Source organism: Streptomyces sp. NPDC048516 (assembly GCF_043199875.1).
Lineage (GTDB): Bacteria > Actinomycetota > Actinomycetes > Streptomycetales > Streptomycetaceae > Streptomyces.
This window is the reverse complement of sequence record NZ_JBICWS010000044.1, coordinates 1-21,448: the sequence shown is the minus strand read 5'-3', so window position 1 is coordinate 21,448 and position 21,448 is coordinate 1. Positions and strand designations below refer to the sequence as shown.

The window sequence follows — 21,448 nt, the reverse complement described above, 5'->3', positions numbered from 1 at the left end:
CACCCCCGCTTGTTTTTCCCCCCCCCCCCACGGGGGGGGACGGGCCGGAGCGGGTGGGGGTGCCGGACGTAAAGCGAAGCAGTCCGGCACCCCACCCGCTCCGGCCCGTCACCGCACCCCGACAGCCCCGCGCAGCGGACCCGCCCCGCGCAGCGGACCCCGCCCCGCCGCAGGGGGGTACCTCCCACGCCCTTTGGGCAGAGGGGGAGCAACGGCGGGAAAGCCGAAGGCAGGGGCGAGGCAAAGCGCAGCGGACGGGCCCGCCGCCAGGCGAGACAGAGGGAGGGCCGAAACTCGGGCGGCGGCAAAGCGCAGCGAACCGTCACCCCACCGGAACCCCGGCCTCCAGGTGGAGCGGACAGCCCCGCTCCCGGGCGCGCAGCGCCCACCGGAGCCGGTTCCACCGCACCGGCGGCAGCATTTTCTCGGCCTCCGCCTCCGTCACAAAGCGCCAGTCGCGCAGTTCCGCACCGGGCAGCAGCAGTTTGCTGATCCGGTCGTCGGTCAGGGTGCCGCCGTCGTAGAGCAGCCGCAGACCGCCGAAGCCGGGCGGTTTGGGGGCTTCCCAGTCCAGCACCAGCAGCCGGAGCGCGCCGGGCAGTTCGATGCCGAGTTCCTCGGCGACCTCCCGTACGCCGGCCCGGGCGGGTGCCTCGCCGCGTTCCACGACGCCACCGGGGAATTCCCAGCCGGCCTTGTACGTCGGGTCGACGAGCAGCACCCGGCCCTGGTCGTCGAAGAGCAGTACGCCGGCGGCGAGCGTTTCGGCGGTCGGTTCGGGGGTCTGCACTATGTCGCATGCGCCGGCCCCGGTGCGGACGGCCTCGGCGACCTGCTCGGCGGTCTGCCGGGGGGTGAGACGGGTGGTGTCGACGACATGGGCGTCGCCCTGGAGCCAGGGCAGCGCGTCGGCGTACGGGCCCAGGTGTTCCAGGCTCCACCGGCGGGTCGACGCGGCGGGCCCGGCGTCCCCGGAGGTGTCCTGCCGCTCCACTGCCCGGGCTCGCAGGATCGTTTCGTCGGCGTGCAGCAGGACGTGCCGTACGGGTATCCGGCGGGCGGCGAGGGCGCCGAAGATCTCGTCGCGGTACTCCTGGCGCAGCAGCGTCATCGGCGTCACCAGCGGGCCCGGGACCTCGGTGAGCAGCGCCGCGGCGGTGTCGACGACCATCCGCCGCCAGGCCGGGAGGTCCTGGTAATCGTCGATCTCCTCGAACCGCTTGGCCGGCAGCATCAATCGGAGTCCGCTGCCGAGGAGTTCGGGGTCGTAGAGCGTGCTTCCGGGAAGCAGGTCGAGCAATTCATGAGCCGTAGTGGTCTTGCCCGCACCGAACGTGCCGTTCAGCCAGACGATCACGGTTTCCCCTCTTCCCTAGACCCAGTGAGTTGCCCGCCACACCCTGCCACGGAAAGGCTCGGGGCACGGGCCGCGCGCACGACCGGGAACGTTGCGCATTCGACCATCGGCGTGGCCAGGGAGGTCTCCGCCCCCGTGGACACGCCGGTCGCGAAATGCCTCGCGCGGAGGATGCCGGTCACTGCATCCGCCGCCGCGAGCCCCCGGCAAACAAGCGCTCCCCCGCCCCTCCAGTACCGAAACCCTCACCCGCATACCGAGTTCCCGGGCCGCCGCCGGCCCGGAGACACCGCATATGACGGCGGCCCACCGCGCGGCGGCCGGTTACCCCTTGCTCGCGCCGAGGGTCAGGCCTGCGATGAAATGCCGCTGGAGGAGCAGGAAGACCACGACCGTGGGCAGCGCGACGAGGACGGAGCCCGCGGCGAGAAGGTTGTAGTCGGTGAAGAATTGACCGCGCAGATTGTTGAGGGCCGAGGTGACGGGGAGTTTGTCGCCGTCGGAGAGGAAGACCAGGCCCCACAGGAAGTCGTTGTACATCCAGGTGAATTGCAAAGTGCCCAGGGCGGCGAGCGCGGGCCGGCACAGGGGCAGGGTGACCCGGCGGTACTGCGCCCAGACACCGGCGCCGTCGACGATCGCGGCCTCCAGGATCTCCCGTGGCAGCGTGCGCATGAAATTCGCCAGGACGAAGACGCGGAAGCCGAGTTGGAAGGCGATCTGCACGGTGATGACGGCCCAGAGGGAGTCGTACATCGTCAGGGATTCGGACATCCAGTACGGCAGCGGGACCTTGTTGAACAAGACATGGAGCGGGGTGACGATCACCTGCTGGGGCAGCAGGTTTCCGGCGGTGAAGACCATCAGCAGGCCGGCTGGGCGATGAAGCCTACGACGGCGAGTGAGAGCACCACCGGCATATAGAGCGTCGACTGGTAGAAGCGGCTGAAGCGGACACCGCGGTCGATGAGTACGGCGAGCAGCAGGCCGAAGGGGGCGGCGAGCAGCCCGAGGGCGGCCAGCCACAGCAGGTTGTGGCGGACCGCCGGCCAGAACTGCGGGTAGCCGGTGAAGAGGTTGTCGTAATTCTTGAGTCCGGCCCATTGGACAGTGCCGATGCCGTCCCAGGTGGTGAAGGACAGTCCGACCGAGGCCAGTGCCGGGCCCCAGATCAGGGCGAGGTCGAGCAGGATGGGTATGCCCAGCAGTACGCCGAGGACGGCGAGGTCACGGCGGGTGTGGCGCCGCGGTCCCGGTCTTCCGGCGCGCCGTGCGCGGGTGTTCGGCACGGCGGTTCGCTTCCCGTCTTTCCCAGCGGCCTTGCGGCGGCGCTCACTTGGCGGGAAAGATCTGCTCTCTTCTGGCGTTCGATGTCATTGACCAGGCCGTCGATGTCATGCGGTGCGCCGAGGAGCTGCTGGATCGCCTGGATCATCACGGTCGAGGCGAAATCGGGCCGGGTGTCGCGGTCCGTGAACTGCGATATCCGCTTCGCGCTGGACACCAGTTGGACGGCCTTCTTCTGCAGCGGGGTGTAGGCGGCGGTGTCCGCGCCGCTGTTGACCGCGACGTTGTTGGGGTCGGACGCGAGATAGCTGTCCTCCGCCGTGGGCGTGGCGAGGATTTCAGCAGGTCCTTCGCCCCGTCCTTGTCCTTGGCCTTCTTCGGCATCAGAACCCGTCGACCGGGGCCTCGACCGCGTCCTGCCCGTGGGCCGGGTGGATTTCCGGGAAGGGGAAGAAGTCCAGGTCCGCGCGGTCGGCTGCGGTGAACTGCCGGCCGGGGTGCGGAAGGCCGAGCACCGTCATGCCGGCCTTCTTCTGTGCGAGGGTCCGTGCCGCCTTCTGCCAGGTGCGGCCGTTGGCGCCCTTCTGGTGATACGGCATCAGTCCGCGCCACAGGAAGAATACCTGCCTGACCTGGGGGCTGTCCCAGGCCTTTGGGCCGCTCATCAGCGCGATGTGGAAGTCATAGCCGTTGGCGCGCATATTGAGGTAGTCGAAGGTTCCCATCGCCGGCCAGCCGTCCTTGTCGCCGAAGGCGAACGGCACCAGCCCGTCCTTCTGCATCTGCCGGGCGAGCGCCCGGTACTGGTCGAAAGTCCTGGGGATGTCGTACCCCTTCTCCCGGAATACGCTTTTCCGGTGGAAGACGGCCCACGGATAGTAGTAGTACGGCACCAGGTACTGCTTGCCGTCGCGTCCCGTCGACTGCTTCCTCAGCGCATCGGAGAACCCGTCGAAGTCCTGCCACAGGTCGCTGATGTCCGAGAGCAGGCCCTTCTGTGCGAAGTACTGCATACGGTTTCCGGCGAACCACATGAAGACGTCGTCCGGACTGCCCTGGAGATAACGGTTGATGTTCTCCTGGAAGTTCTCGTGATTGACGGTGTTCACCCGCACCGTCTTCTTCGACTTCTTCTCATAGGCCTTGAAGGCCTCGGCGAAGGCCTTCTTCGGTACGGCGTCCGAGGCATTCGACCCCATCGTGACGCCGTCGGGACCGCTGCCGCACGCGGTGAGCAGGGACGGGAGGGCCACGGCCGACGCGCCGAGCGCCACGCTCCTCAGCACCGTCCGCCGGGACATCCGACGTCCTGCCGCTCCCCCGTATGCACGCGAGCCACCGCTCGTTCACTGGACCATGTCCCCCTCCTCAGGGGTGGAACCAAACAGAACCGAACGCGAGTGGTGGGATCTCACTCCGAACTGCAGGTCCAGTCAAGGGTTTCGGCAGGCGATACCGGAACCGTCACCGCTCCTCTTTCAACAGACTCCAACAAGCCCTACCGTAAACACTCGCACGCGACCGGTACACGACCCCACCACGCCTCTCGCGAAGACGGAGGACGCGAACCATGCGCGTTCAGATCCGCACCACCCACCGGCGAGATCGCCGAAGAATCGTCGGAGCGCTGTCCGCCGCGCTGCTGTGCACGGCAGGGGTGACCGCCCTGCCCGCCGCGGCCCGTACGCCTGACGCCCCGGGAGCCGGCCCTTCCCGCACCGCCCTCGCCCCCCGGCTCCCCGACGGGCTCGCCAAGACGCCCCCGATGGGCTTCAACAACTGGAACTCCACCAACTGCCGGGCCGAGTTCAACGAAGAGATGGTCAAAGGCATCGCCGATCTCTTCGTCGCCAAGGGCCTCAAGGACGCCGGTTATCAGTACGTCAATCTCGACGACTGCTGGGCGCTGCCCACCCGCGACGGGAACGGCAAGCTCGTGCCGGATCCGCAGCGCTTCCCCCACGGCATCAAGGCGGTGGCCGACTACGTCCACTCCAAAGGCCTGAAATTCGGCATCTACACGAGTGCCGGTATCAAAACCTGCAACCCGGCCGGATTCCCCGGCGGCCTGGGCCATGAGAAGTCCGACGCCCAGCAGTTCGCCGACTGGGGCGTGGACTACCTCAAGTACGACAACTGCAATAACCTCGGAGTGGACGCCAAGCAGCGGTACCGCACGATGCGGGACGCACTCCAGGCCACCGGGCGGCCCATCGTCTACAGCATCTGCGAATGGGGCGAGAACAAGCCCTGGGAGTGGGCGTCGGACGTAGGGCATCTGTGGCGCACCACCGGCGACATCAGTGACTCGTGGTCCAGCATGCTCGGGATCGCCAAGCAGAATCTGCCGCTCGCCCCGCACGCCGGGCCGGGCCACTGGAACGACCCGGACATGCTGGAGGTCGGCAACGGCGGCATGACCGACACCGAGTACCGCAGCCACTTCTCCCTCTGGTCGATGATGGCCGCCCCGCTGCTGATCGGCTCCGACCTTCGCAAGGCCGGCCCGGAGACCTTCGAGATCCTGGCCAACAAGGACGTCATCGCCGTCGACCAGGACCGGCTGGGCAAGCAGGCCACGGTGGTGAAGTCGGAGTCCGGCCGCTGGACGCTGGTACGGCAACTGGCCGACGGCGCCCGCGCGGTGGCACTGTTCAACGAGACCGGCGGGCCGCAGCGGATCACCACCACGGCCAAGGAGTTGGGCCTCCCGCAGGCCGGCGGCTACCGGCTGCGCGATCTGTGGCGGCACCAGGACACCCACACCACGGGCACCGTCTCGGCGACCGTCCCGGCGCACGGCACCACCGTCTACCGCATATCCGCCGACAAGCGCTGGGCCACCTACCCGCCGGCCGTCGAAACCGGCACCGACCGTACGCCGTTGGTCGAGGCCGGCACCCCCGCCGCCCTCCGCTCCACCGTCCGCAACCTGGGCGGCACCCCCGCCCAGAGGGTCGCCGTCACGCTGAAGGCCCCGCAGGGGTGGCGGGTGCGGGCCACCTCCCCGGCGACGGCCCGCGCGCTGCCCGGCGGCCGGACGCTCAGCACCGGCTGGAAGATCACCGCGCCGGCCGGCACCGCGCCCGGAGCCTACGATCTGCCGCTCGCCGCCGACTACCGCTCACCCGGCGGCGAACGGATCACCACCGCACTGCCCGGCACCGCCCATGTCGTGGTGCCACCGCCGTCCGGGACCGCGTACGCCGCCGAACTCCCCTGGCTCACCGCCGCCAACGGCTGGGGACCGGTCGAGAAGAACACCAGCGTCGGAGAGCGCGAGGCCGGGGACGGACGGCCGCTCAGCATCGGCGGCACCGGTTTCCCGAAGGGCCTCGGGGTGCATGCGCCCAGCGAGGTGAGCTTCTACACCGGCGGGCGGTGCTCGGCGTTCAGCGCCCAGGTCGGCATCGACGACGAGTCCGGTGACCGGGGGTCGGTGGGCTTCGAGGTGTGGGCCGACGGCAAAAAGGTCGCCGCGAGCCCCGCGGTGACCGGGGCGGATGCCGCAAAGGCCGTCAGCGCCCCGGTCACCGGAGCGCAGACCGTCCGGCTCGTCGTGACCGACGGCGGGGACGGTATCGACTACGACCACGCCGACTGGGCGGACGCCAAGTTCCGGTGCTGAGGGTCATTTTCCGCTCACACGGGCGGGGTTGATGCCGCCGGGCGGGCCCTCGGCCCGCCCGGCCCTGCCGGTCGCGCAGGACGGGCCCCGGCGCGGATGTCAGGGCGTGGGGACGAAGGCATCGGGACGGGCCCGTTGCCCGGCGGCAGCGGCCGCGCCCACCACCCCGGCGTCCGTCCCCATTTGGGCCGGTACGACCGTCAGGCCCGACACGAACGACAACGTCGCATAGTCCCGCAGGGCCGCCCGCAACGGGGCGAAGAGGACGTCACCCGCGCCCGCGACTCCCCCGCCGATGACCGCGATGTCTATCTCCACCAGCGTGGCGGTGGCGGCGATCCCGGCGGCCAGCGCCCGGGCGGCTCGCTCGAAGGAACGCAGGGCGACCGGGTCACCTGCGTGTGCCGCCGCGGCGACGGCCGCCGCGCTGGTGTCACCGCCGGGGCCGGGCTGCCAGCCGTTGGCCAGCGCCCGGCGGGCGATGTTGGGGCCGCTGGCGATCCGCTCGACACAGCCGCGGGACCCGCACGGGCAGGGGTCACCGTCGACCTCGACGCTGATGTGACCGATGTGCCCGGCGTTGCCCGTGGGGCCTGGATGGAGGCGGCCGTTGAGGACGAGTCCGCCGCCGACGCCGGTGGAGACCACCATGCACAGCGCATTGGCATGACCGCGCGCGGCACCCTGCCAGTGTTCGGCCGCGGTCATCGCGACACCGTCGCCGACCAGCACGACCGGGCGCTCCCCGACGAGTGCCCGCACCCCGGCGACCAGCGGGAAGTCACGCCAGCCGGGGATGTTGACCGGGCTGACGGTGCCGGCCGAGGCGTCGACCGGGCCCGCGCTGCCGATGCCGACGGCCGCCACCCGCGCCCAGTGGGGCCCCGCGGCCAGCTCGGCGACCACATCGGCCACCGCACGCATCACCGTGGCCCCGTCCTTGTCGGCGGGAGTGGGCCGGGCGGCCCGCTCGACGAGTCTGCCGCGGGCATCCACCAGAGCGCCGGCGATCTTGGTACCGCCAATGTCCAACGCTGCGCTGAGGTCGGTCTGCATCGGTGTGGATTCTCCTGGTGGGCCCGGGGACCGAGCGTACCGGCCCGGCGTGAGAACGCCAGTCTTCCCTCGATTGACAACGTTGTCTAGAGGCTATGCTCGACGCCACACCTGACGCCGACAGAATCAGGACCGCACACCGTGACCGACACCGCGCGGGGCACCTCCCGCCGCTATGGCACCCGGCCCACGATGAAGGATGTCGCGGCGCGCGCCGGGGTCGGCCTCAAAACGGTCTCCCGCGTGGTCAACGGCGAACCGGGCGTCACCCCGGACACCGAACGACGCGTCCAGGAAGCGATCACCGCCCTGGGGTTCCGCCGTAACGACTCGGCCCGGATCCTGCGCAAGGGACGTACCGCCAGCATCGGCCTGGTGCTGGAAGACCTCGCGGACCCGTTCTACGGCCCGCTCAACCGCGCCGTCGAGGAAGTCGCCCGCGGCCACGGCGCGCTGCTGATCAACGGCTCCAGCGCCGAGGACCCGGCGCGCGAACAGGAGTTGGTGCTGGCCCTGTGCGCACGGCGGGTCGACGGGCTGGTCATCATCCCGGCCGCCGACGACCACCGCTATCTGGAGCCCGAAATCGCGGCCGGGATAGCGACCGTGTTCGTGGACCGCCCGCCCGGCCGGATCGATGCCGACGTGGTGGTCTCCGACAACTTCGGCGGCGCCCAGGACGCGGTGGCCCATCTCATCGCGCACGGCCACCGCCGGATCGGCTTCATCGGTGACCAGCCGCGGATCCACACCGCGCGCGAACGGCTGCGCGGCTACCGCACGGCAATGGCCGCGGCGGGCCTGCCCGTTGACGACTCCTGGGTGTCGCTGGGCTCCACCGCGCCCGAGTGCGTACGCGCCGCCGCCACCGCGATGCTGGACGCGCCCGAGCCGGTCACCGCCCTCTTCGCGGGCAACAACCGGGTCACCGTCACCGCCGTACGCGTCCTCGGCGAACGCCCGCGCCCGGTCGCACTGGTGGGCTTCGACGACTTCGAGCTGGCCGATCTCGTCCGGCCCGCGATCACGGTCGTCGCCCAGGACCCCGCACGCATGGGCCGGACGGCCGCCGGCCTGCTCTTCCGGCGTCTGGAGGGCATCGAGGACCCACCGCAGCGCAGGGAGATCCCCACCCGCCTGATCGCCCGCGGCTCGGGCGAGATCCCGCCCGCGGAGAGCTGAACTCCCCGGCGGCAGGGGGCCGGACGCCCCGGCGGAAACGGCGGGCGGGCCGGGAAGGTTCCGGCGGGTGATCACCGGTCGCCGCGGTCCGGCTCCCCGGCCCGGCCCGCCTTCTTCCACAGGAGCACCATTCCCAGCGCGAGCACGATCAGCGCGACGATCACGATGACTCCCTTGATCGCGGCATCGGCCAACAGGTGGGCGAGGATGCCGGATCCCTGATCGCCCTCGCCGCCGGCTCCACCCCGGGCGAGGGCGACGTACGCCGGGCCGTCGCCGGCCGTCGGGCCGAGGCCGGTCATCGGGCCTCACCCCGTCCCGGCTCCCGTTCGCGCTGCCGCCCGCGCCCGTCGTCCTCCAGGTGACGGGCCGCCGCCCGCACCAAGGCACCGGCCACCGATCCGCCACCCCGGGACACCCCGCCACGGCGCCGCGCGGCGCCCCGGTCGTCCAGACAGCGGCTCACGGCCTGCGCGGCGGGTGCCGCATACCGGCGCGCCGCACCGAGCTTCCCCCGGCGCTTGAGGACGAGCGCCACGGCGAAGACCAGCAGGGCCAGCACCACCAGGGCGCCCGCGATCAGGCCGAATCGAATGAGAAGAACGTTCAGAACCCGCTCCACGGCCATCCCTCCATTCTTTCTATCACAGGTGTGATAGAAAACAATTTATCACAGCCGTGATACAAAGAAGCCATGCCCAAACAGGTGGACCGAGAAGCCCGGCGCCGCGAGGTTGTGGACGCCCTCTTCCGCGTCGTCGTACGCGACGGCCTCCAGCGCACTTCGCTGCGCACCGTCGCCGACGAGGCCGGGCTCAACATCGGTTCGGTCCGGCACTACTTCGCCGGCCAGGAAGAGCTGATGCGCTTCGCGATGCGGTCGATGGTCGACCGGGTCGGCGACCGACTCCAGTGCCGTATCGACGAGTTGGGCGATCTGGACGGGCTCCCGGGGCCCGAGATCCGCCGCTGCGCGGTGGAGCTGCTCTCCGAGTTGCTGCCCCTGGACGACAGCCGGCGCGCCGAGGTCACCGTCCTCGTCGACTTCTCCACCGCCGCCCGGACCCACCCCGAGATCGACGACCTGGCGCGGGAGACCGCCACCGCCACCCGGACCCTCGTCCGCCGCATCCTCACCCGCCTCGGCACGGCGGGCGGGTTGCGCGCGGGGCTCACCCTCGACACCGAGACCGAGCGGCTGACGTCCCTCCTGGACGGTCTCGCCTTCACCGCCGTACTGCGGCCCGACGTCCTGGACGCACCGACCTGCGCGACGGTCCTGCGAGCCCATCTCGACGACCTGGCGCCGGTTGCGGGCTGACGTACGACGAGGCCCCCGCCGGTCGGGCGGGGGCCTCGTGGGGCGTACGGGGGCCTCGCGGGTGTTCGGCGCCGCACGCGGTCACGGCGGTCACGGCGGTCACCGGCCAACTGCCTGCACCGCGCGCCGCGTTGTACCGCCCGGTGGGCTGCGGCCCGTTGTGCGTGACAACGGGCCGTGCACTCAGACCGTGGCGGCCGGGCGTCCGGCGAGCGCGTCCAGGTCGGCGCGGGTCAGCCCGGTCAGCCGGGCGACCTCGGCGGTGTCCACGGCGCCGCAGTCCAGACCGCGCAGCAGATAGCCGCTGAGCGCCTTGGCGGTGGCGGGCTCGTCCATGACATCGCCGCCGGCCTTGGCGACGTACGCCGCGAGCCGGGCCGCGGCCTGCTCCAGGCCTTCGCGGTAGAAGGCGTAGACCGCCGCGTAGCGGGTCGGCAGATGGGCGGGGTGCATGTCCCAGCCCTGGTAGTACCCCCGGGCCAGCGAGCGGCGTACCAGGCCGTGGTGCAGGCGCCAGGCGGCGTGCACCTGCTCCGTCGGGCCGACCGGCAGGACGTTGGTGGAGCCGTCGGAGAGGCGGACGCCGGTACCCGCGGCGGCCACCTGCATCACCGCCTTGGCGTGGTCGGCCACCGGGTGGTCGAGGGACTGGTGGGCCGCGCTGACGCCGCACGAGGCGCTGTAGTCGAAGGTGCCGTAGTGCAGGGAGGTGGCGCGGCCCTCGGCGGCCTCGATCATGCGGGCGACGGTGGCGCGGCCATCGCTGCCCAGGATCGACTGGGTGGTCTCGATCTGGATCTCGAAGCCGATCCGGCCGCGCTCCAGGCCGCGCGCCTCCTCGAAGGCCTCCAGCAGCCGGACCATCGCGGTGACCTGCTCGGCGTAGGTCACCTTCGGGAGGGTCAGCACCAGGCCGTCGGGCAGGCCGCCGGCCTCCATGAGGCCGGTGAGGAAGATGTCGAGGGTGCGGATGCCGCGGTCGCGGACGGCGGCCTCCATGCACTTCATCCGGATACCCATGCAGGGGGCGGCGGTGCCTTCCCGGTAGGCGGCGGCCACCAGGGCGGCGGCACGGGCCGCGGCCTCGTCCTCCTCGGCGTCCGGGCGGGGGCCGTAGCCGTCCTCGAAGTCGATGCGCAGGTCCTCGACGGGCTCACGGGTCAGCTTGGCCCGTACCCGGTCATGGACGTCCACGGCGAGCGCGTCGGGGATGCCGAGGACGGCGGCGAGCGCACCGGCGTCCGGGGCGTGCTCATCGAGGGCGGCGAGCGCCTGGTCACCCCAGGAGCGCAGGGTGCCGGCGGTGACGACATCGCCGGGGACGTAGACCGTGTGGACCGGCTGCCGGGTGCCGGGGTCGCCCGGGTAGCGCCGGGCCAGATCCGCGTCCACCTGGGCGAGGGCGGCTCCGATTCCCTCGCGTACGGTGTCCGCGAGGCTCGTCGCCGCGCTCTCCTGCTGCCCCATTCGACACCCTCCCGGTGCGCACGCCCGACGATCGAGCATTTTCCACTCAACGGAATCAACAATCCGTATAGCGAAGTTAACCGGACGTTTTGCCGAGGTCAACACCCTCGCCCGGGACGCCGCAGGTCACGGCGCACGAACGGACCCCGCAAACTCCGTGGCGGGTCCGCAGTGGTACCGCCAGACTCCCTCTCATGACTTGGATCGCACCCTCCGTCGAACGCAGAGAACTCCCCACCGCGGCCGGTGAACGGGAGATGCTGCAGGGCTGGCTCGACTTCCACCGTGACACCCTGCTCGTCAAGTGCGCGGGCCTGACACCCGACCAGCTCGTCGAGGCGAGCGCTCCGCCGTCCGCCCTCACCCTGCTCGGCCTGGTACGCCACATGGCCGACGTCGAACGCACCTGGTTCCGGGCGCGCTTCCTGGGCCTGCGGATCGGCGACCTCTACTTCGCCGAGGACAACCCGGACGCCGACTTCCACGACGCCGATCCGGCCGGCGCCGAGCGCGATGTCGCCGCGTTCCGTGCCGAGATCGAGGCCTGCGACAAGGCGGTGGCGGACCACGGGCTGGACGAGACCTTCTCCCCGCGCCCGGGGCGCACCCTGAACCTGCGCTGGATCTACGTCCACATGATCGAGGAGTACGCCCGGCACAACGGTCACGCGGACCTGCTGCGCGAGCGGATCGACGGGGCCACCGGCAGCTGACGGCGCGGCACCCGGCCCCGGGGTGCCGCCGCGGCACGAGGCCCCGTACGCGCGGTGCGTACGGGGCCTCGTGCGAGGGCCGGAGCCGGGCTCCGGCGGGACGGCCGTCAGCCCTTGCGGGTCTTGACCTCGTCGGTGAGGGCCGGGACGACGTCGAAGAGGTCGCCGACCACGCCGTAGTCGACCAGCTCAAAGATCGGTGCCTCTTCGTCCTTGTTGATGGCGACGATCGTCTTCGAGGTCTGCATACCGGCGCGGTGCTGGATCGCACCGGAGATGCCCGCCGCGATGTACAGCTGCGGCGAGACCGACTTACCGGTCTGGCCGACCTGGTTGGTGTGCGGGTACCAGCCGGCGTCCACCGCGGCACGCGAGGCGCCGACGGCCGCACCGAGCGAGTCGGCAAGCGCCTCGATGACGGGGAAGTTCTCGGCGCCGTTGACGCCGCGGCCACCGGAGACCACGATCGCGGCCTCGGTCAGGTCCGGGCGGCCGGTCGACTCACGCGGGGTGCGCGAGACGATCTTGGTGCCCTTGGAGGAGTCGGCGACGGTCACCGCGAGCTGCTCGACGGCGCCGGCGGCCGGGGCGGCCTCCGGGGCGGCGGAGTTGGGCTTGACGGTGATGACCGGGGTGCCCTTGGTGATGCGGGACTTGGTGGTGTACGAGGCCGCGAAGACGGACTGCGTGGCCACCGGGCCCTCGTCGCCGGCCTCGACGTCGACGGCGTCGGTGATGATGCCGGAGCCGATGCGCAGCGCGAGACGGGCAGCGATCTCCTTGCCCTCCGCGGAGGACGGCAGCAGCACGGCCGCCGGGGAGACCGCCTCGTAGGCGGCCTGCAGCGCGTCGACCTTGGGGGCGACGAGGTATTCGGCGAACTCGGGCGCGTCGGCGGCCAGCACCTTCACGGCGCCGTGCTCACCGAGGATCTTCGCGGCGTCCTCGGCCTTCGCACCGAGGTGCACGGCTACCGGCTCGCCGATGCGGCGGGCGAGGGTGAGCAGTTCGAGGGTGGGCTTGCGGACGGCGCCGTCCACGTGGTCGACGTAGACAAGGACTTCAGCCATGGGATTGCTCTCCTGCGGGAAGAATGAGGGCGGTGGAAAGGACGGCGGCTCAGATGAACTTCTGGCCCGCGAGGAACTCGGCGAGCTGCTTGCCGCCCTCGCCCTCGTCCTTGACGATCGTGCCCGCGGTGCGGGCCGGACGCTCGGCGGCGCCGTCGACCTTGGTCCAGGCGCCCTTGAGGCCGACCTCGTCCGCCTCGATCTCCAGGTCCTCCAGGTCCAGGGACTCCACCGGCTTCTTCTTGGCGGCCATGATGCCCTTGAAGGAGGGGTAACGCGCCTCGCCCGACTGGTCGGTGACGGACACGACGGCCGGCAGCGCGGCCTCCAGCTGCTCGGTGGCGGTGTCGCCGTCGCGGCGGCCGGTGACCTTGCCACCGTCGACGGACACCTCGGAGAGCTGGGTGACCTGAGGAACGTTCAGACGCTCGGCGAGCAGCGCGGGCAGCACACCCATCGTGCCGTCGGTGGAGGCCATACCGCAGACGACCAGGTCGTAACCGGTCTTCTCGATGGCCTTGGCCAGCACCAGCGAGGTGCCGAGCGCGTCGGTGCCGTGCAGGTCGTCGTCCTCGACGTGGACGGCCTTGTCGGCGCCCATCGACAGCGCCTTGCGCAGCGCGTCGTTGGCGTCCTCGGGGCCGACGGTGAGAACCGTGATCTCGGCGTCGTCGGCGGCTTCCTTGATCTGCAGGGCCTGCTCGACGGCGTACTCGTCGAGCTCCGAGAGCAGACCGTCCACATCGTCACGGTCGACGGTCAGGTCCTCGGCGAAGTGCCGGTCGCCGGTGGCGTCGGGCACGTACTTCACACAGACAACGATCCTCAGGCTCACGCCGGCTCTCCTACCTGCTTCGTCTCTTCAGAACTGCCTTGTGCTGGCAGCATAGGCGCCTGTCGGGGCGGCTCCCGGTCGGTTGCGGTTCCCCACGCCGACCGCCATATTACTCGCCAGTACATCGACTCTCCTGCCCCGAAGCAAGGCCACCGAAATGTGACCTTGCCAACGGCCCTCACCGGGGAACGACCAAGCAGAACGGGAACCCGTCAGTCCCGCAGCGCGTTGAAGCGGCCCTGGTGGTAGAGGAGCGGACGGCCGGGCCCCGCGGGGTCGCCGACGACGGGCCGGGCGAGCACGATGCGGTGGTCGCCGGCCGGCACCCGCGCCACGACCTGGCACACCAGCCAGGCCAGTACGCCGTCCAGGAGGGGCACCCCCTCGGGGCCCGCGCGCCAGGACGTGGCGGGACCGAAGCGGTCGGCGCCGCTGCGCGCGAAGGTGGCGGCCAGTTCCTGCTGGTGCTCGCCGAGTATGTGGACGCCGATGTGTTCGGCCTCGGAGACGGCCGGCCAGCTGGAGGCACCGGTGCCGATGCCGAACGAGAGCAGCGGCGGGTCGGCGGCGACGGAGGTGAGGGACGTGGCGGTGAAGCCGACGGGGCGGGAGCCGTGCGCGGTGATCACCGCAACGCCGGCGGCGTGCTGCCGGAAGACCGAGCGCAGCAGCTCGGGGGAGGCGGTGCGTGGCGTGCCGAGGCCGGGCGAGGCCGTCATGGAATTGTCCTTCTGCTGTGGTGTACGAGCCCGGGAAGAGCCGCCGACGGCTGTGCAGCGGTCGGCGGCGATGGTGTCGTATCCGCTCACACGCCTGGACAGCGGGCGCTGGCGGTCCGCAGAAGATCGACGTGGGCGCGTCCGTACAGAAGGGTTCCTGGCCGCATCACGTCAGAGTGACGATGTGTGACCCACAGCGTCAAGGGGCGCCCGCCATCTGGGAGATCAATCACGGACCGCCGCGCCCAGCGCCGCGATGACATCCGCCTTCCGGGGCTGCCCGCAGGCGCGGCGCACGACCGCGCCGTCCGCGTCGAGCACCAGCACCGTGGGAGTGCGCAGCACCTCCAGGTGGCGTACGAGGTCCAGATGGTCCTCCGCGTCGATCTCGACATGGGCCACCCCCTCGACCATGCCGGCGACCTCGGCCAGGGTGCGCCGGGTGGCCCGGCAGGGCTGGCAGAAGGCGCTGGAGAACTGCAGCAGGGTGGCCCGCTCCCCCAGCTCCGCGCCGATCTCGGCGGCCCCTAGCCGCCCCCCGTCGTCCTGCTTGTGCACCATTCGGCCTCCCCTTACGGCGTCGGTGCCACATGCCGAACGCGCTCGCCGCCGCGAGCACCGCGATGCACACCATGAGTCCAGTCGTCCAAGGGTGCAGCGTTCACGGGACCGCAAAGATTCCCCGGCGGGGGCCGCGGCTGCCGGGGCGCGCGGCCACCGGCTGTGCCCTCGCGGCAGCCCTTCTCCACGCCTCTCCACGCCGTCTTCGGCCGCCACCCGGGGCGCGGGGGGTATCTTCTGCTGCGGAGAGCGGCCGGCTGAGCGGGTCTCCACGTGACAAGAATCTCCCGGTCCTGGCGGCCGGCGCGCTGGCCGCCACGGCCGACATCGGGCACGATCACCCGAAAGTCGCAGTTACGACTGCGTAGGCTTCCGCCGGGAGAACCCTCCCCAGGCGTGGAAAAGGGGTCCTCCGGACAATGGCAGAGCTCGTCTATCCGCCGGTGATCGGCGCCGCCCGCACCCTCTTCAAGGCGCTCGATCTGAAATTCGACATCGCCGGGACGGACCACATTCCGCGCCGCGGCGGGGCGGTTCTGGTGAGCAATCACATCGGGTACCTGGACTTCGTCTTCGCCGGACTGACGGCACGTCCCGCCAAGCGGCTGGTGCGCTTCATGGCGAAGGAGTCGGTGTTCCGGCACAAGGTGTCCGGGCCGTTGATGCGCGCGATGAAGCACATCCCCGTGGACCGTGCGCAGGGGATGCACGCCTACAAGCACGCGCTGGCCGCCCTGCGTTCGGGCGAGATCATCGGGGTCTTCCCCGAGGCGACGATCTCCGAGTCCTTCACCCTGAAGACCTTCAAGTCGGGTGCGGTACGGCTGGCCCAGGAGGCCGGGGTGCCGCTGCTGCCGGTGGCGCTGTGGGGCACCCAGCGGCTGTGGACCAAGGGCCACAAGCGCGATCTGGGCCGGAACCACCTGCCGATAACGATCCGGGTGGGCGAGCCGATGGAGGCCGATCCGGCCGAGCAGGCCGAGAAGATCACCGACCGGCTGCGGGCCCGGGTGCAGGACCTGCTGGAGGCGGCGCAGCGGGCCTACCCCGTACGCCCCAAGGACGCCGAGGACACCTGGTGGATGCCGGCCCACCTCGGCGGGACGGCGCCCGCCGCCCCCGGGAGGGCCGGATAGCGGATCCGGCGGCCGGAGCGCACCGTCGCCGCGGCGCGCCCGGGGCAGCCCGTCCGGGGGACTCTTTCACGGGGTCCAGATGTCGCCGATCTCGATGCGGGCGCCGGGGCAGGCCTGCTGCAGCGTCTCGGCCAGCTCGGCGCCCGCGGCGGTCAGTGCGTCGAGGGGCATGGGAGCCATCCGCTCCAGCAGGAAGAGGGCGCTGACCGAGTCCTCGGTCAGGCGGGTGCGTACCCCCTGCCGCCAGTTCCAGCGGCGGCAGGTGACGCCCTCGTCGTCACACCAGACCACCTCGCCCGCATCGGGGTGCTCGACGGTCTCGGCGCCGCCGGCCGCGGTCATGAAGGGCTCGTCGCCGGTGGCCCGCACGAGCCGCATACCGCCCTGGATGCGGTCCAGGTCCTCGCCGCCCACGGGGAGGAGATGGGCGACGCTGAGGGCGTTGTAGAGGTCGACGAGGCGGTTGATGCGGGGCAGACCACCGTCCGCGAGCGCCCGCCTGGCCAGTGCCTCGGCGGAATTGCGGGTGCGCGACGGCTTGCTGCCGAAGGCGGTGTACGCGGCGCGCCAGGCGGCGAGGTGCGGATCGTCCTGCGGGGCGCGCCCGTCCAGCCGCCGGGCGAGGCGGCGGGCGGCCTCGTCCAGGAGCACCGCGCCGGCCTCGTCACTGGGCCCGTTGGTCAGCCCGTGGGCTTCGACGGCGAGGTAGCCGAAACCGGGCGCCAGGTCCCGCACCTCGTCGGAAACATGCAGGCGACAGGTCGTGCCGGAGACGTGCGAAGAGCTGGGCATCGGGGCCGTTCCTCAGAGATCGGTGGGGAGCATCTGCCAGAGGTGAGGCCGGTCGACGGCCTCCTGGAGGCATTGCAGCACGGCCGGGTGCGGTTCAGCAAATAGCACCGGGTAGTCCACTTCATTGTACTCAGGCCGCACGGGGAAGGCCAGCTGCTCACGGTCCAGACGGAACTGTGCGTCGACACCCGGCTTGTTGCCCCGCGGATCCTGTCGCGCCCAGCGGCGCTCGCCGGGCAGCCGGACGGCGATCAGGCCGTGGACGGTGTCGAGCTTCTGGTAGCACAGCCCGGCGGGAATGCCCTCCGCACGCAGCAGGGCCACCAGCGCATGCGCCTTGGCGTAGCAGATGCCGGTGCGCTGCGCGAGCACGTCAGAGGCGCGCCAGGTGACGCGCGGGTCGCCGGAGTCCGCGCTGTGCCCGATGGTGTCGCGGACGAACTCGAAGGCACCCTTGGCGTACGTGTATGCATCGGGGGCTTCGGCGGCGAGAGCCGCGGAAGTGGCCCGGACCTGCGGATGGTCGTGGTCGATGACGGCGTCGGCCGCCAAGTAGGCAGAGATTTCCGGGGTGTTCTGGATCAGCTCCATACCCGGGGAACGTAGCGATGCGTCCGGCCGAGAGTCAATGACTTTTCAGCCGGACGCATAGCTATTCAGATGAGACGGCGCCGGGACTAGCGGCCCATCTCCTCGCGGAGTGCGGCGAGGAAGCCGTCCACGTCCTCCTCGGCGGTGTCGAACGCACACATCCAGCGCACCACGCCCGCCGACTCGTCCCAGAAGTAGAAGCGGTAGCGCTTCTGCAGCCGCTCGCTCACATCGTGCGGCAGCCGGGCGAACACGCCGTTGGACTGCACGGGGTAAAGGATCTCCACCCCGTCGATCCCCCGCGCCCCGGCCGCCAGTCGCTGCGCCATGGTGTTGGCGTGCCGGGCGTTGCGCAGCCACAGGTCCTTGGCGAGCAGCGCCTCCAGCTGGACGGAGACGAAGCGCATCTTGGAGGCCAGCTGCATGGACAGCTTGCGCAGATGCTTCATGGCGCGCACCCGGTCGGGGTTGAGCACGACCACGGCCTCACCGAAGACGGCGCCGTTCTTCGTGCCGCCGAAGGAGAGGATGTCGACGCCCACGGCGTTGGTGAAGGCCCGCATCGGGACATCGAGCGTCGCCGCGGCATTGGCGATCCGCGAGCCGTCGAGGTGCACCACCATGTTGCGCTCGTGCGCGTGTTCACAGATCGCCCGGATCTCGTCGGGCGTGTAGACCGTGCCGAGCTCCGTGCTCTGGGTGATCGAGACGACCTGCGGCATGGCGCGGTGCTCGTCGTCCCAGCCGTACGCCTCGCGGTCGATCAGCTCGGGGGTGAGCTTGCCGTCCTCGGTGGGCACGGTCAGCAGCTTGAGCCCGCCGATCCGCTCGGGTGCGCCGCACTCGTCGACATGGATGTGTGCGGACTGGGCGGCGATCACCGCCCCCCAGCGGTCGGTCACGGCCTGCAGGGCGACGACATTGGCGCCGGTGCCGTTGAACACCGGGAACGCCTCGGCGCGCTGCCCGAAGTGGCTGCGGAAGACCCGCTGCAGGTGCTCGGTGTACTCGTCCTCGCCGTAGGCGACCTGATGGCCGCCGTTGGCAAGGGCGAGCGCGGCCAGCACCTCGGGGTGCGCGCCGGCGTAGTTGTCGCTGGCGAAGCCGCGTATCTCGGGGTCGTGATGCCGCCGGGCGTCGGTCTTCGCTCCGGTCACGGCTCGGGGGTCAGCCACAGACGCTGTCCATTCACTTCCTGGGCGGGCCGGCTCCAGACCCCGGCGATGGCCTCGGCCAGCTCCGTGACATCCGTGAAGCCCGCGAACTTGGCGTTCGGTCGCTCGGCGCGCATCTGGTCGTTGACGAGCGCCTTCACGATCAGGATCGCAGCCGCGGCGCGCGGTCCCTGCTCACCCCCCGACTTGCGGAAACCGTCCGCCATGGCGAGCGTCCAGGCCTCGGCGGCGGCCTTGGAGGCGGCGTAGGCGGCGTTGCCCCCGGTGGGCTTGCCGGCACCGGCCGCGCTGGTGAGGAGGAAGCGGCCGTTGCCGCTGCGTTCGAGGGCTTCGTGGAAGGCGAGCGAGGTGTGCTGGACGGTACGGACCAGCAGCTTGTGCAGCATGTCCCAGTCGGCCAGGTCGGTCTCCGCGAAGGTGGAGGAGCCGCGCCAGCCGCCAACGAGGTGCACCAGGCCGTCGATCCGGCCGAATTCCTTCTCCGTACGAGCCGCCCATTCGCGGGTCTGGTCGATGTCGAGGAGGTCGACGGTGTCCCCTATCACCGTGGCGCCGCCATGGGCGTAGCGGGCCGCGTCCACGGCCTCCGCCAGCCGCTCGGCGTGCGAGTCCGAGCCGACCACCACCGCACCCGCTTCGGCCAGTCGCAGCAGGGTCGCGCGGCCGGCCGGCCCGGCCGCTCCCGCCACCGCGATGACCGCACCCTCCAGCGGCCCCTGGCCGCCCGTCGAAGTAACCATCTCCGTCGCCTCCTCGTCCTGCTCCTGGACGGCCTTCGGCCGGGTGTTCCGGTCGTTCGTCATGCCGCCGCCAATTCATCGCTGTGGGCCGTGATGCCCTTGGTGGATGCGATCACAGTGCGCAGCTTCTTGGCGAGCGCCTCGTAGAACATGCTCAGCGGGAACTCGTCGGGGAGCACGTCGTCCACGAGTTTGCGCGGCGGCTGGTCGAGGTCGAGGGCGTCGGGTCCCTTGGCCCAGACCGAGCCCGGGTGCGGTGCGAGGTAGGTCGAGACGAGGTCGTACGCGGCGAACCAGTGGACCAGCTTGGGCCGGTCGATGCCGTCGCGGTAGAGCTTTTCGATCTCGCCGCACAGCTGGTTGGTGACCTTGGGCGCCCGCTCCCAGTCGATGTGCAGTGTGTTGTCCGTCCAGCGTACGACGTCGTGCTTGTGCAGGTACGCGAAGAGCAGCTGGCCACCGAGGCCGTCGTAGTTGCGGACCCGGTCGCCGGTGACGGGGAACCGGAACATCCGGTCGAAGATCACTGCGAACTGCACGTCGCGGGCCTGGGAGTACCCCTCGGCCTCCAGCTTCACGGCCTCCTTGAAGGCGGTGAGGTCGCAGCGCAGCTCCTCCAGGCCGTACATCCAGAACGGCTGGCGCTGCTTGATCATGAACGGGTCGAACGGCAGGTCACCGTGGCTGTGGGTGCGGTCGTGCACCATGTCCCACAGGACGAACGCCTCCTGGCAGCGCTCCTGGTCGGCAAGCATCTCGCGGATGTCCGCGGGGAGTTCGACGCCCAGCGTCTCGATGGCGGCCTCGCTGACCCGGCGGAAGCGGGCCGCCTCGCGGTCGCAGAAGATGCCGCCCCAGCTGAACCGCTCGGGGGCCTCGCGCACGGCGATGGTCTCCGGGAAGAGCACCGCGGAGTTGGTGTCGTAGCCGGCCGTGAAGTCCTCGAAGGCGATGCCGCAGAAGAGGGCGTTGTCGTAGCGGGTGCGCTCCAGCTCGGCGAGCCAGTCCGGCCAGACCATGCGCAGGACGACGGCCTCGAAGTTGCGGTCCGGGTTGCCGTTCTGGGTGTACATGGGGAACAGCACGAGGTGCTGGAGGCCGTCGGCGCGCTGCTGGGCGGGCTGGAAGGCGAGGAGGGAGTCCAGGAAGTCCGGCACCCCGAAGCCGCCGTCGGCCCAGCGGCGCAGGTCGGCGACGAGGGCCTGGTGGTAGGCGGCGTTGTGCGGCAGCAGCGGGGCGAGCTCCCCGACGGCCGCGGCCATCTTGTCGACCTCCGCGCGGACGGCCTCTGCGGTGGGCGCGCCCGCCGCCTCCAGGTCTATGGAGCCATCCTTGGCCTGCCAGGGACGGATGGTCTCGACCGCGTCCTTGAGCACGGGCCACGCGGGGTGCGCGACCACGCTCTCCGCGGCCGTGGTGGCCTCACGGACACCCACAGGCGAAAGAATTTCCGTCATGACTGCCCTCCGGCGATAGATCGTGTTGTCAGAACACGGTAACCAGCCGAGGATGGCCCGCTCAAGGGGGGTCGTTGAAAATTATTCTGTCGACACCCCGCACTCGCGCACTTTTTTCCTGTCGGTGACGGCTTGGGCGACACTTCCTCCCAGTAATGCCAAGGGTTTCGGCGGTTCCTCCGGCGCCTTCGACGGCAGGGAAACCCCCCGGCCGTGTGGCATATGCCATACGGCCGAGGGCGTGCCGCGGACCGGCCGGTCCGCGGCACGCCCGCAGCGCGGCCGGGCCACGCCCCCCCGCGGGTGAGGCGGGCTGTAGCCGGGGATTGCGGGGGCCCCTACTGGTCACACCCCGGTGCCG

General features: G+C 70.9%; 19 protein-coding genes and 2 pseudogenes. 5 read left to right on the top strand and 16 right to left on the bottom strand.

From position 1 onward, the window contains the following. Nucleotides 1-322 precede the first annotated feature (322 nt). The 3 genes and pseudogenes from ACGFR7_RS37100 to ACGFR7_RS37090 all read right to left on the bottom strand — a co-directional run. Nucleotides 323-1,357 carry an NUDIX domain-containing protein gene (locus ACGFR7_RS37100; protein WP_393328395.1) on the bottom strand — a complete coding sequence of 345 codons (1,035 nt, stop codon included), beginning with the start codon at nt 1,355-1,357 and terminating at the stop codon, nt 323-325. A 324-nt stretch (nt 1,358-1,681) separates the two neighbouring features. Next, nucleotides 1,682-2,565 (bottom strand): annotated as a pseudogene (locus ACGFR7_RS37095) (ABC transporter permease subunit). 146 nt (nt 2,566-2,711) lie between these two features. Then, nucleotides 2,712-3,945: pseudogene (locus ACGFR7_RS37090) on the bottom strand (ABC transporter substrate-binding protein); the annotation flags it as partial. Between the two features lie 269 nt (nt 3,946-4,214). Here ACGFR7_RS37090 and ACGFR7_RS37085 point away from each other — a divergent pair. After that, nucleotides 4,215-6,272 carry an NPCBM/NEW2 domain-containing protein gene (locus tag ACGFR7_RS37085; RefSeq protein ID WP_393328392.1) on the top strand — a complete coding sequence of 686 codons (2,058 nt, stop codon included), beginning with the start codon at nt 4,215-4,217 and terminating at the stop codon, nt 6,270-6,272. 99 nt (nt 6,273-6,371) lie between these two features. Here ACGFR7_RS37085 and ACGFR7_RS37080 read toward each other — a convergent pair whose 3' ends face one another. After that, on the bottom strand, nt 6,372-7,328 hold the full coding sequence (locus tag ACGFR7_RS37080; protein WP_393328389.1) for an ROK family protein: 957 nt from the start codon (nt 7,326-7,328) through the stop codon (nt 6,372-6,374). Nucleotides 7,329-7,469: 141 nt separating this feature from the next. Between ACGFR7_RS37080 and ACGFR7_RS37075 the strand changes: the two genes are divergently transcribed. Then, nucleotides 7,470-8,510 carry a LacI family DNA-binding transcriptional regulator gene (locus ACGFR7_RS37075; protein ID WP_393328386.1) on the top strand — a complete coding sequence of 347 codons (1,041 nt, stop codon included), beginning with the start codon at nt 7,470-7,472 and terminating at the stop codon, nt 8,508-8,510. A gap of 71 nt (nt 8,511-8,581) precedes the next feature. On the opposite strand, the gene ACGFR7_RS37070 is transcribed toward ACGFR7_RS37075, so the two are convergent. Both ACGFR7_RS37070 and ACGFR7_RS37065 read right to left on the bottom strand, forming a co-directional pair. Next, nucleotides 8,582-8,812 carry a hypothetical protein gene (locus tag ACGFR7_RS37070; RefSeq protein ID WP_393328383.1) on the bottom strand — a complete coding sequence of 77 codons (231 nt, stop codon included), beginning with the start codon at nt 8,810-8,812 and terminating at the stop codon, nt 8,582-8,584. Continuing rightward, nucleotides 8,809-9,132 carry a hypothetical protein gene (locus ACGFR7_RS37065; protein ID WP_393328380.1) on the bottom strand — a complete coding sequence of 108 codons (324 nt, stop codon included), beginning with the start codon at nt 9,130-9,132 and terminating at the stop codon, nt 8,809-8,811. Before ACGFR7_RS37065 ends, ACGFR7_RS37070 begins: the two co-directional genes overlap by 4 nt. A 72-nt stretch (nt 9,133-9,204) precedes the next feature. Here ACGFR7_RS37065 and ACGFR7_RS37060 point away from each other — a divergent pair, with 72 nt between their 5' ends. Beyond that, complete coding sequence (locus ACGFR7_RS37060; protein WP_393328378.1) at nt 9,205-9,831, top strand: TetR/AcrR family transcriptional regulator; 627 nt, start codon at nt 9,205-9,207, stop codon at nt 9,829-9,831. Between the two features lie 183 nt (nt 9,832-10,014). On the opposite strand, the gene ACGFR7_RS37055 is transcribed toward ACGFR7_RS37060, so the two are convergent. Then, nucleotides 10,015-11,298: a DUF6986 family protein gene (locus ACGFR7_RS37055; protein WP_393328375.1), complete on the bottom strand. Its 1,284-nt coding sequence runs from the start codon at nt 11,296-11,298 to the stop codon at nt 10,015-10,017. 194 nt (nt 11,299-11,492) lie between these two features. Between ACGFR7_RS37055 and ACGFR7_RS37050 the strand changes: the two genes are divergently transcribed. Further along, a complete protein-coding gene (locus ACGFR7_RS37050; protein ID WP_393328372.1) occupies nt 11,493-12,011 on the top strand; it encodes a DinB family protein in 519 nt (172 codons plus the stop codon). Nucleotides 12,012-12,118: 107 nt separating this feature from the next. On the opposite strand, the gene ACGFR7_RS37045 is transcribed toward ACGFR7_RS37050, so the two are convergent. From ACGFR7_RS37045 to ACGFR7_RS37030, 4 genes are all read right to left on the bottom strand, one after another. Continuing rightward, the gene (locus tag ACGFR7_RS37045; protein WP_393328369.1) at nt 12,119-13,081 is read right to left on the bottom strand and encodes an electron transfer flavoprotein subunit alpha/FixB family protein; all 963 of its coding nucleotides are present in this window, start codon (nt 13,079-13,081) and stop codon (nt 12,119-12,121) included. A gap of 49 nt (nt 13,082-13,130) precedes the next feature. After that, complete coding sequence (locus ACGFR7_RS37040) at nt 13,131-13,916, bottom strand: electron transfer flavoprotein subunit beta/FixA family protein (RefSeq protein ID WP_393328366.1); 786 nt, start codon at nt 13,914-13,916, stop codon at nt 13,131-13,133. A 212-nt stretch (nt 13,917-14,128) separates the two neighbouring features. After that, complete coding sequence (locus ACGFR7_RS37035) at nt 14,129-14,635, bottom strand: flavin reductase family protein (protein WP_328388803.1); 507 nt, start codon at nt 14,633-14,635, stop codon at nt 14,129-14,131. A gap of 225 nt (nt 14,636-14,860) precedes the next feature. After that, nucleotides 14,861-15,196, bottom strand: a complete 336-nt coding sequence (locus ACGFR7_RS37030) for a TlpA family protein disulfide reductase (RefSeq protein WP_393328363.1) — start codon at nt 15,194-15,196, stop codon at nt 14,861-14,863. A 419-nt stretch (nt 15,197-15,615) separates the two neighbouring features. Here ACGFR7_RS37030 and ACGFR7_RS37025 point away from each other — a divergent pair, with 419 nt between their 5' ends. After that, complete coding sequence (locus tag ACGFR7_RS37025; protein WP_393328360.1) at nt 15,616-16,332, top strand: lysophospholipid acyltransferase family protein; 717 nt, start codon at nt 15,616-15,618, stop codon at nt 16,330-16,332. Nucleotides 16,333-16,398: 66 nt separating this feature from the next. On the opposite strand, the gene ACGFR7_RS37020 is transcribed toward ACGFR7_RS37025, so the two are convergent. The 5 genes from ACGFR7_RS37020 to ACGFR7_RS37000 form a co-directional block, all read right to left on the bottom strand. Beyond that, nucleotides 16,399-17,124, bottom strand: coding sequence for a B3/4 domain-containing protein (locus tag ACGFR7_RS37020; RefSeq protein ID WP_393328357.1), 726 nt, complete (start codon nt 17,122-17,124; stop codon nt 16,399-16,401). 12 nt (nt 17,125-17,136) lie between these two features. Further along, entirely contained in the window at nt 17,137-17,715 is a 579-nt protein-coding gene (locus ACGFR7_RS37015; RefSeq protein ID WP_393328355.1) for a transglutaminase family protein, read from the bottom strand. A gap of 86 nt (nt 17,716-17,801) precedes the next feature. Continuing rightward, a complete protein-coding gene (locus tag ACGFR7_RS37010) occupies nt 17,802-18,890 on the bottom strand; it encodes a threonine aldolase family protein (RefSeq protein ID WP_393328353.1) in 1,089 nt (362 codons plus the stop codon). Next, nucleotides 18,869-19,693 carry an SDR family NAD(P)-dependent oxidoreductase gene (locus tag ACGFR7_RS37005; protein WP_393328350.1) on the bottom strand — a complete coding sequence of 275 codons (825 nt, stop codon included), beginning with the start codon at nt 19,691-19,693 and terminating at the stop codon, nt 18,869-18,871. Before ACGFR7_RS37005 ends, ACGFR7_RS37010 begins: the two co-directional genes overlap by 22 nt. Continuing rightward, the gene (locus ACGFR7_RS37000; RefSeq protein WP_393328347.1) at nt 19,690-21,087 is read right to left on the bottom strand and encodes a DUF6421 family protein; all 1,398 of its coding nucleotides are present in this window, start codon (nt 21,085-21,087) and stop codon (nt 19,690-19,692) included. The genes ACGFR7_RS37005 and ACGFR7_RS37000 overlap by 4 nt, the downstream gene beginning before the upstream one ends. Nucleotides 21,088-21,448: the final 361 nt, after the last annotated feature.

What these genes read in the sequence shown, in the direction of transcription:
- ACGFR7_RS37000 (WP_393328347.1), bottom strand. Translation starts at nt 21,087, where the DNA reads ATGACGGAAATTCTTTCGCCTGTGGGTGTCCGTGAGGCCACCACGGCC.
- ACGFR7_RS37070 (WP_393328383.1), bottom strand. Translation starts at nt 8,812, where the DNA reads ATGACCGGCCTCGGCCCGACGGCCGGCGACGGCCCGGCGTACGTCGCC.
- ACGFR7_RS37035 (WP_328388803.1), bottom strand. Translation starts at nt 14,635, where the DNA reads ATGACGGCCTCGCCCGGCCTCGGCACGCCACGCACCGCCTCCCCCGAG.
- ACGFR7_RS37020 (WP_393328357.1), bottom strand. Translation starts at nt 17,124, where the DNA reads ATGCCCAGCTCTTCGCACGTCTCCGGCACGACCTGTCGCCTGCATGTT.
- ACGFR7_RS37015 (WP_393328355.1), bottom strand. Translation starts at nt 17,715, where the DNA reads ATGGAGCTGATCCAGAACACCCCGGAAATCTCTGCCTACTTGGCGGCC.
- ACGFR7_RS37030 (WP_393328363.1), bottom strand. Translation starts at nt 15,196, where the DNA reads ATGGTGCACAAGCAGGACGACGGGGGGCGGCTAGGGGCCGCCGAGATC.
- ACGFR7_RS37025 (WP_393328360.1), top strand. Translation starts at nt 15,616, where the DNA reads ATGGCAGAGCTCGTCTATCCGCCGGTGATCGGCGCCGCCCGCACCCTC.
- ACGFR7_RS37055 (WP_393328375.1), bottom strand. Translation starts at nt 11,298, where the DNA reads ATGGGGCAGCAGGAGAGCGCGGCGACGAGCCTCGCGGACACCGTACGC.
- ACGFR7_RS37080 (WP_393328389.1), bottom strand. Translation starts at nt 7,328, where the DNA reads ATGCAGACCGACCTCAGCGCAGCGTTGGACATTGGCGGTACCAAGATC.
- ACGFR7_RS37060 (WP_393328378.1), top strand. Translation starts at nt 9,205, where the DNA reads ATGCCCAAACAGGTGGACCGAGAAGCCCGGCGCCGCGAGGTTGTGGAC.
- ACGFR7_RS37085 (WP_393328392.1), top strand. Translation starts at nt 4,215, where the DNA reads ATGCGCGTTCAGATCCGCACCACCCACCGGCGAGATCGCCGAAGAATC.
- ACGFR7_RS37045 (WP_393328369.1), bottom strand. Translation starts at nt 13,081, where the DNA reads ATGGCTGAAGTCCTTGTCTACGTCGACCACGTGGACGGCGCCGTCCGC.
- ACGFR7_RS37005 (WP_393328350.1), bottom strand. Translation starts at nt 19,693, where the DNA reads ATGACGAACGACCGGAACACCCGGCCGAAGGCCGTCCAGGAGCAGGAC.
- ACGFR7_RS37050 (WP_393328372.1), top strand. Translation starts at nt 11,493, where the DNA reads ATGACTTGGATCGCACCCTCCGTCGAACGCAGAGAACTCCCCACCGCG.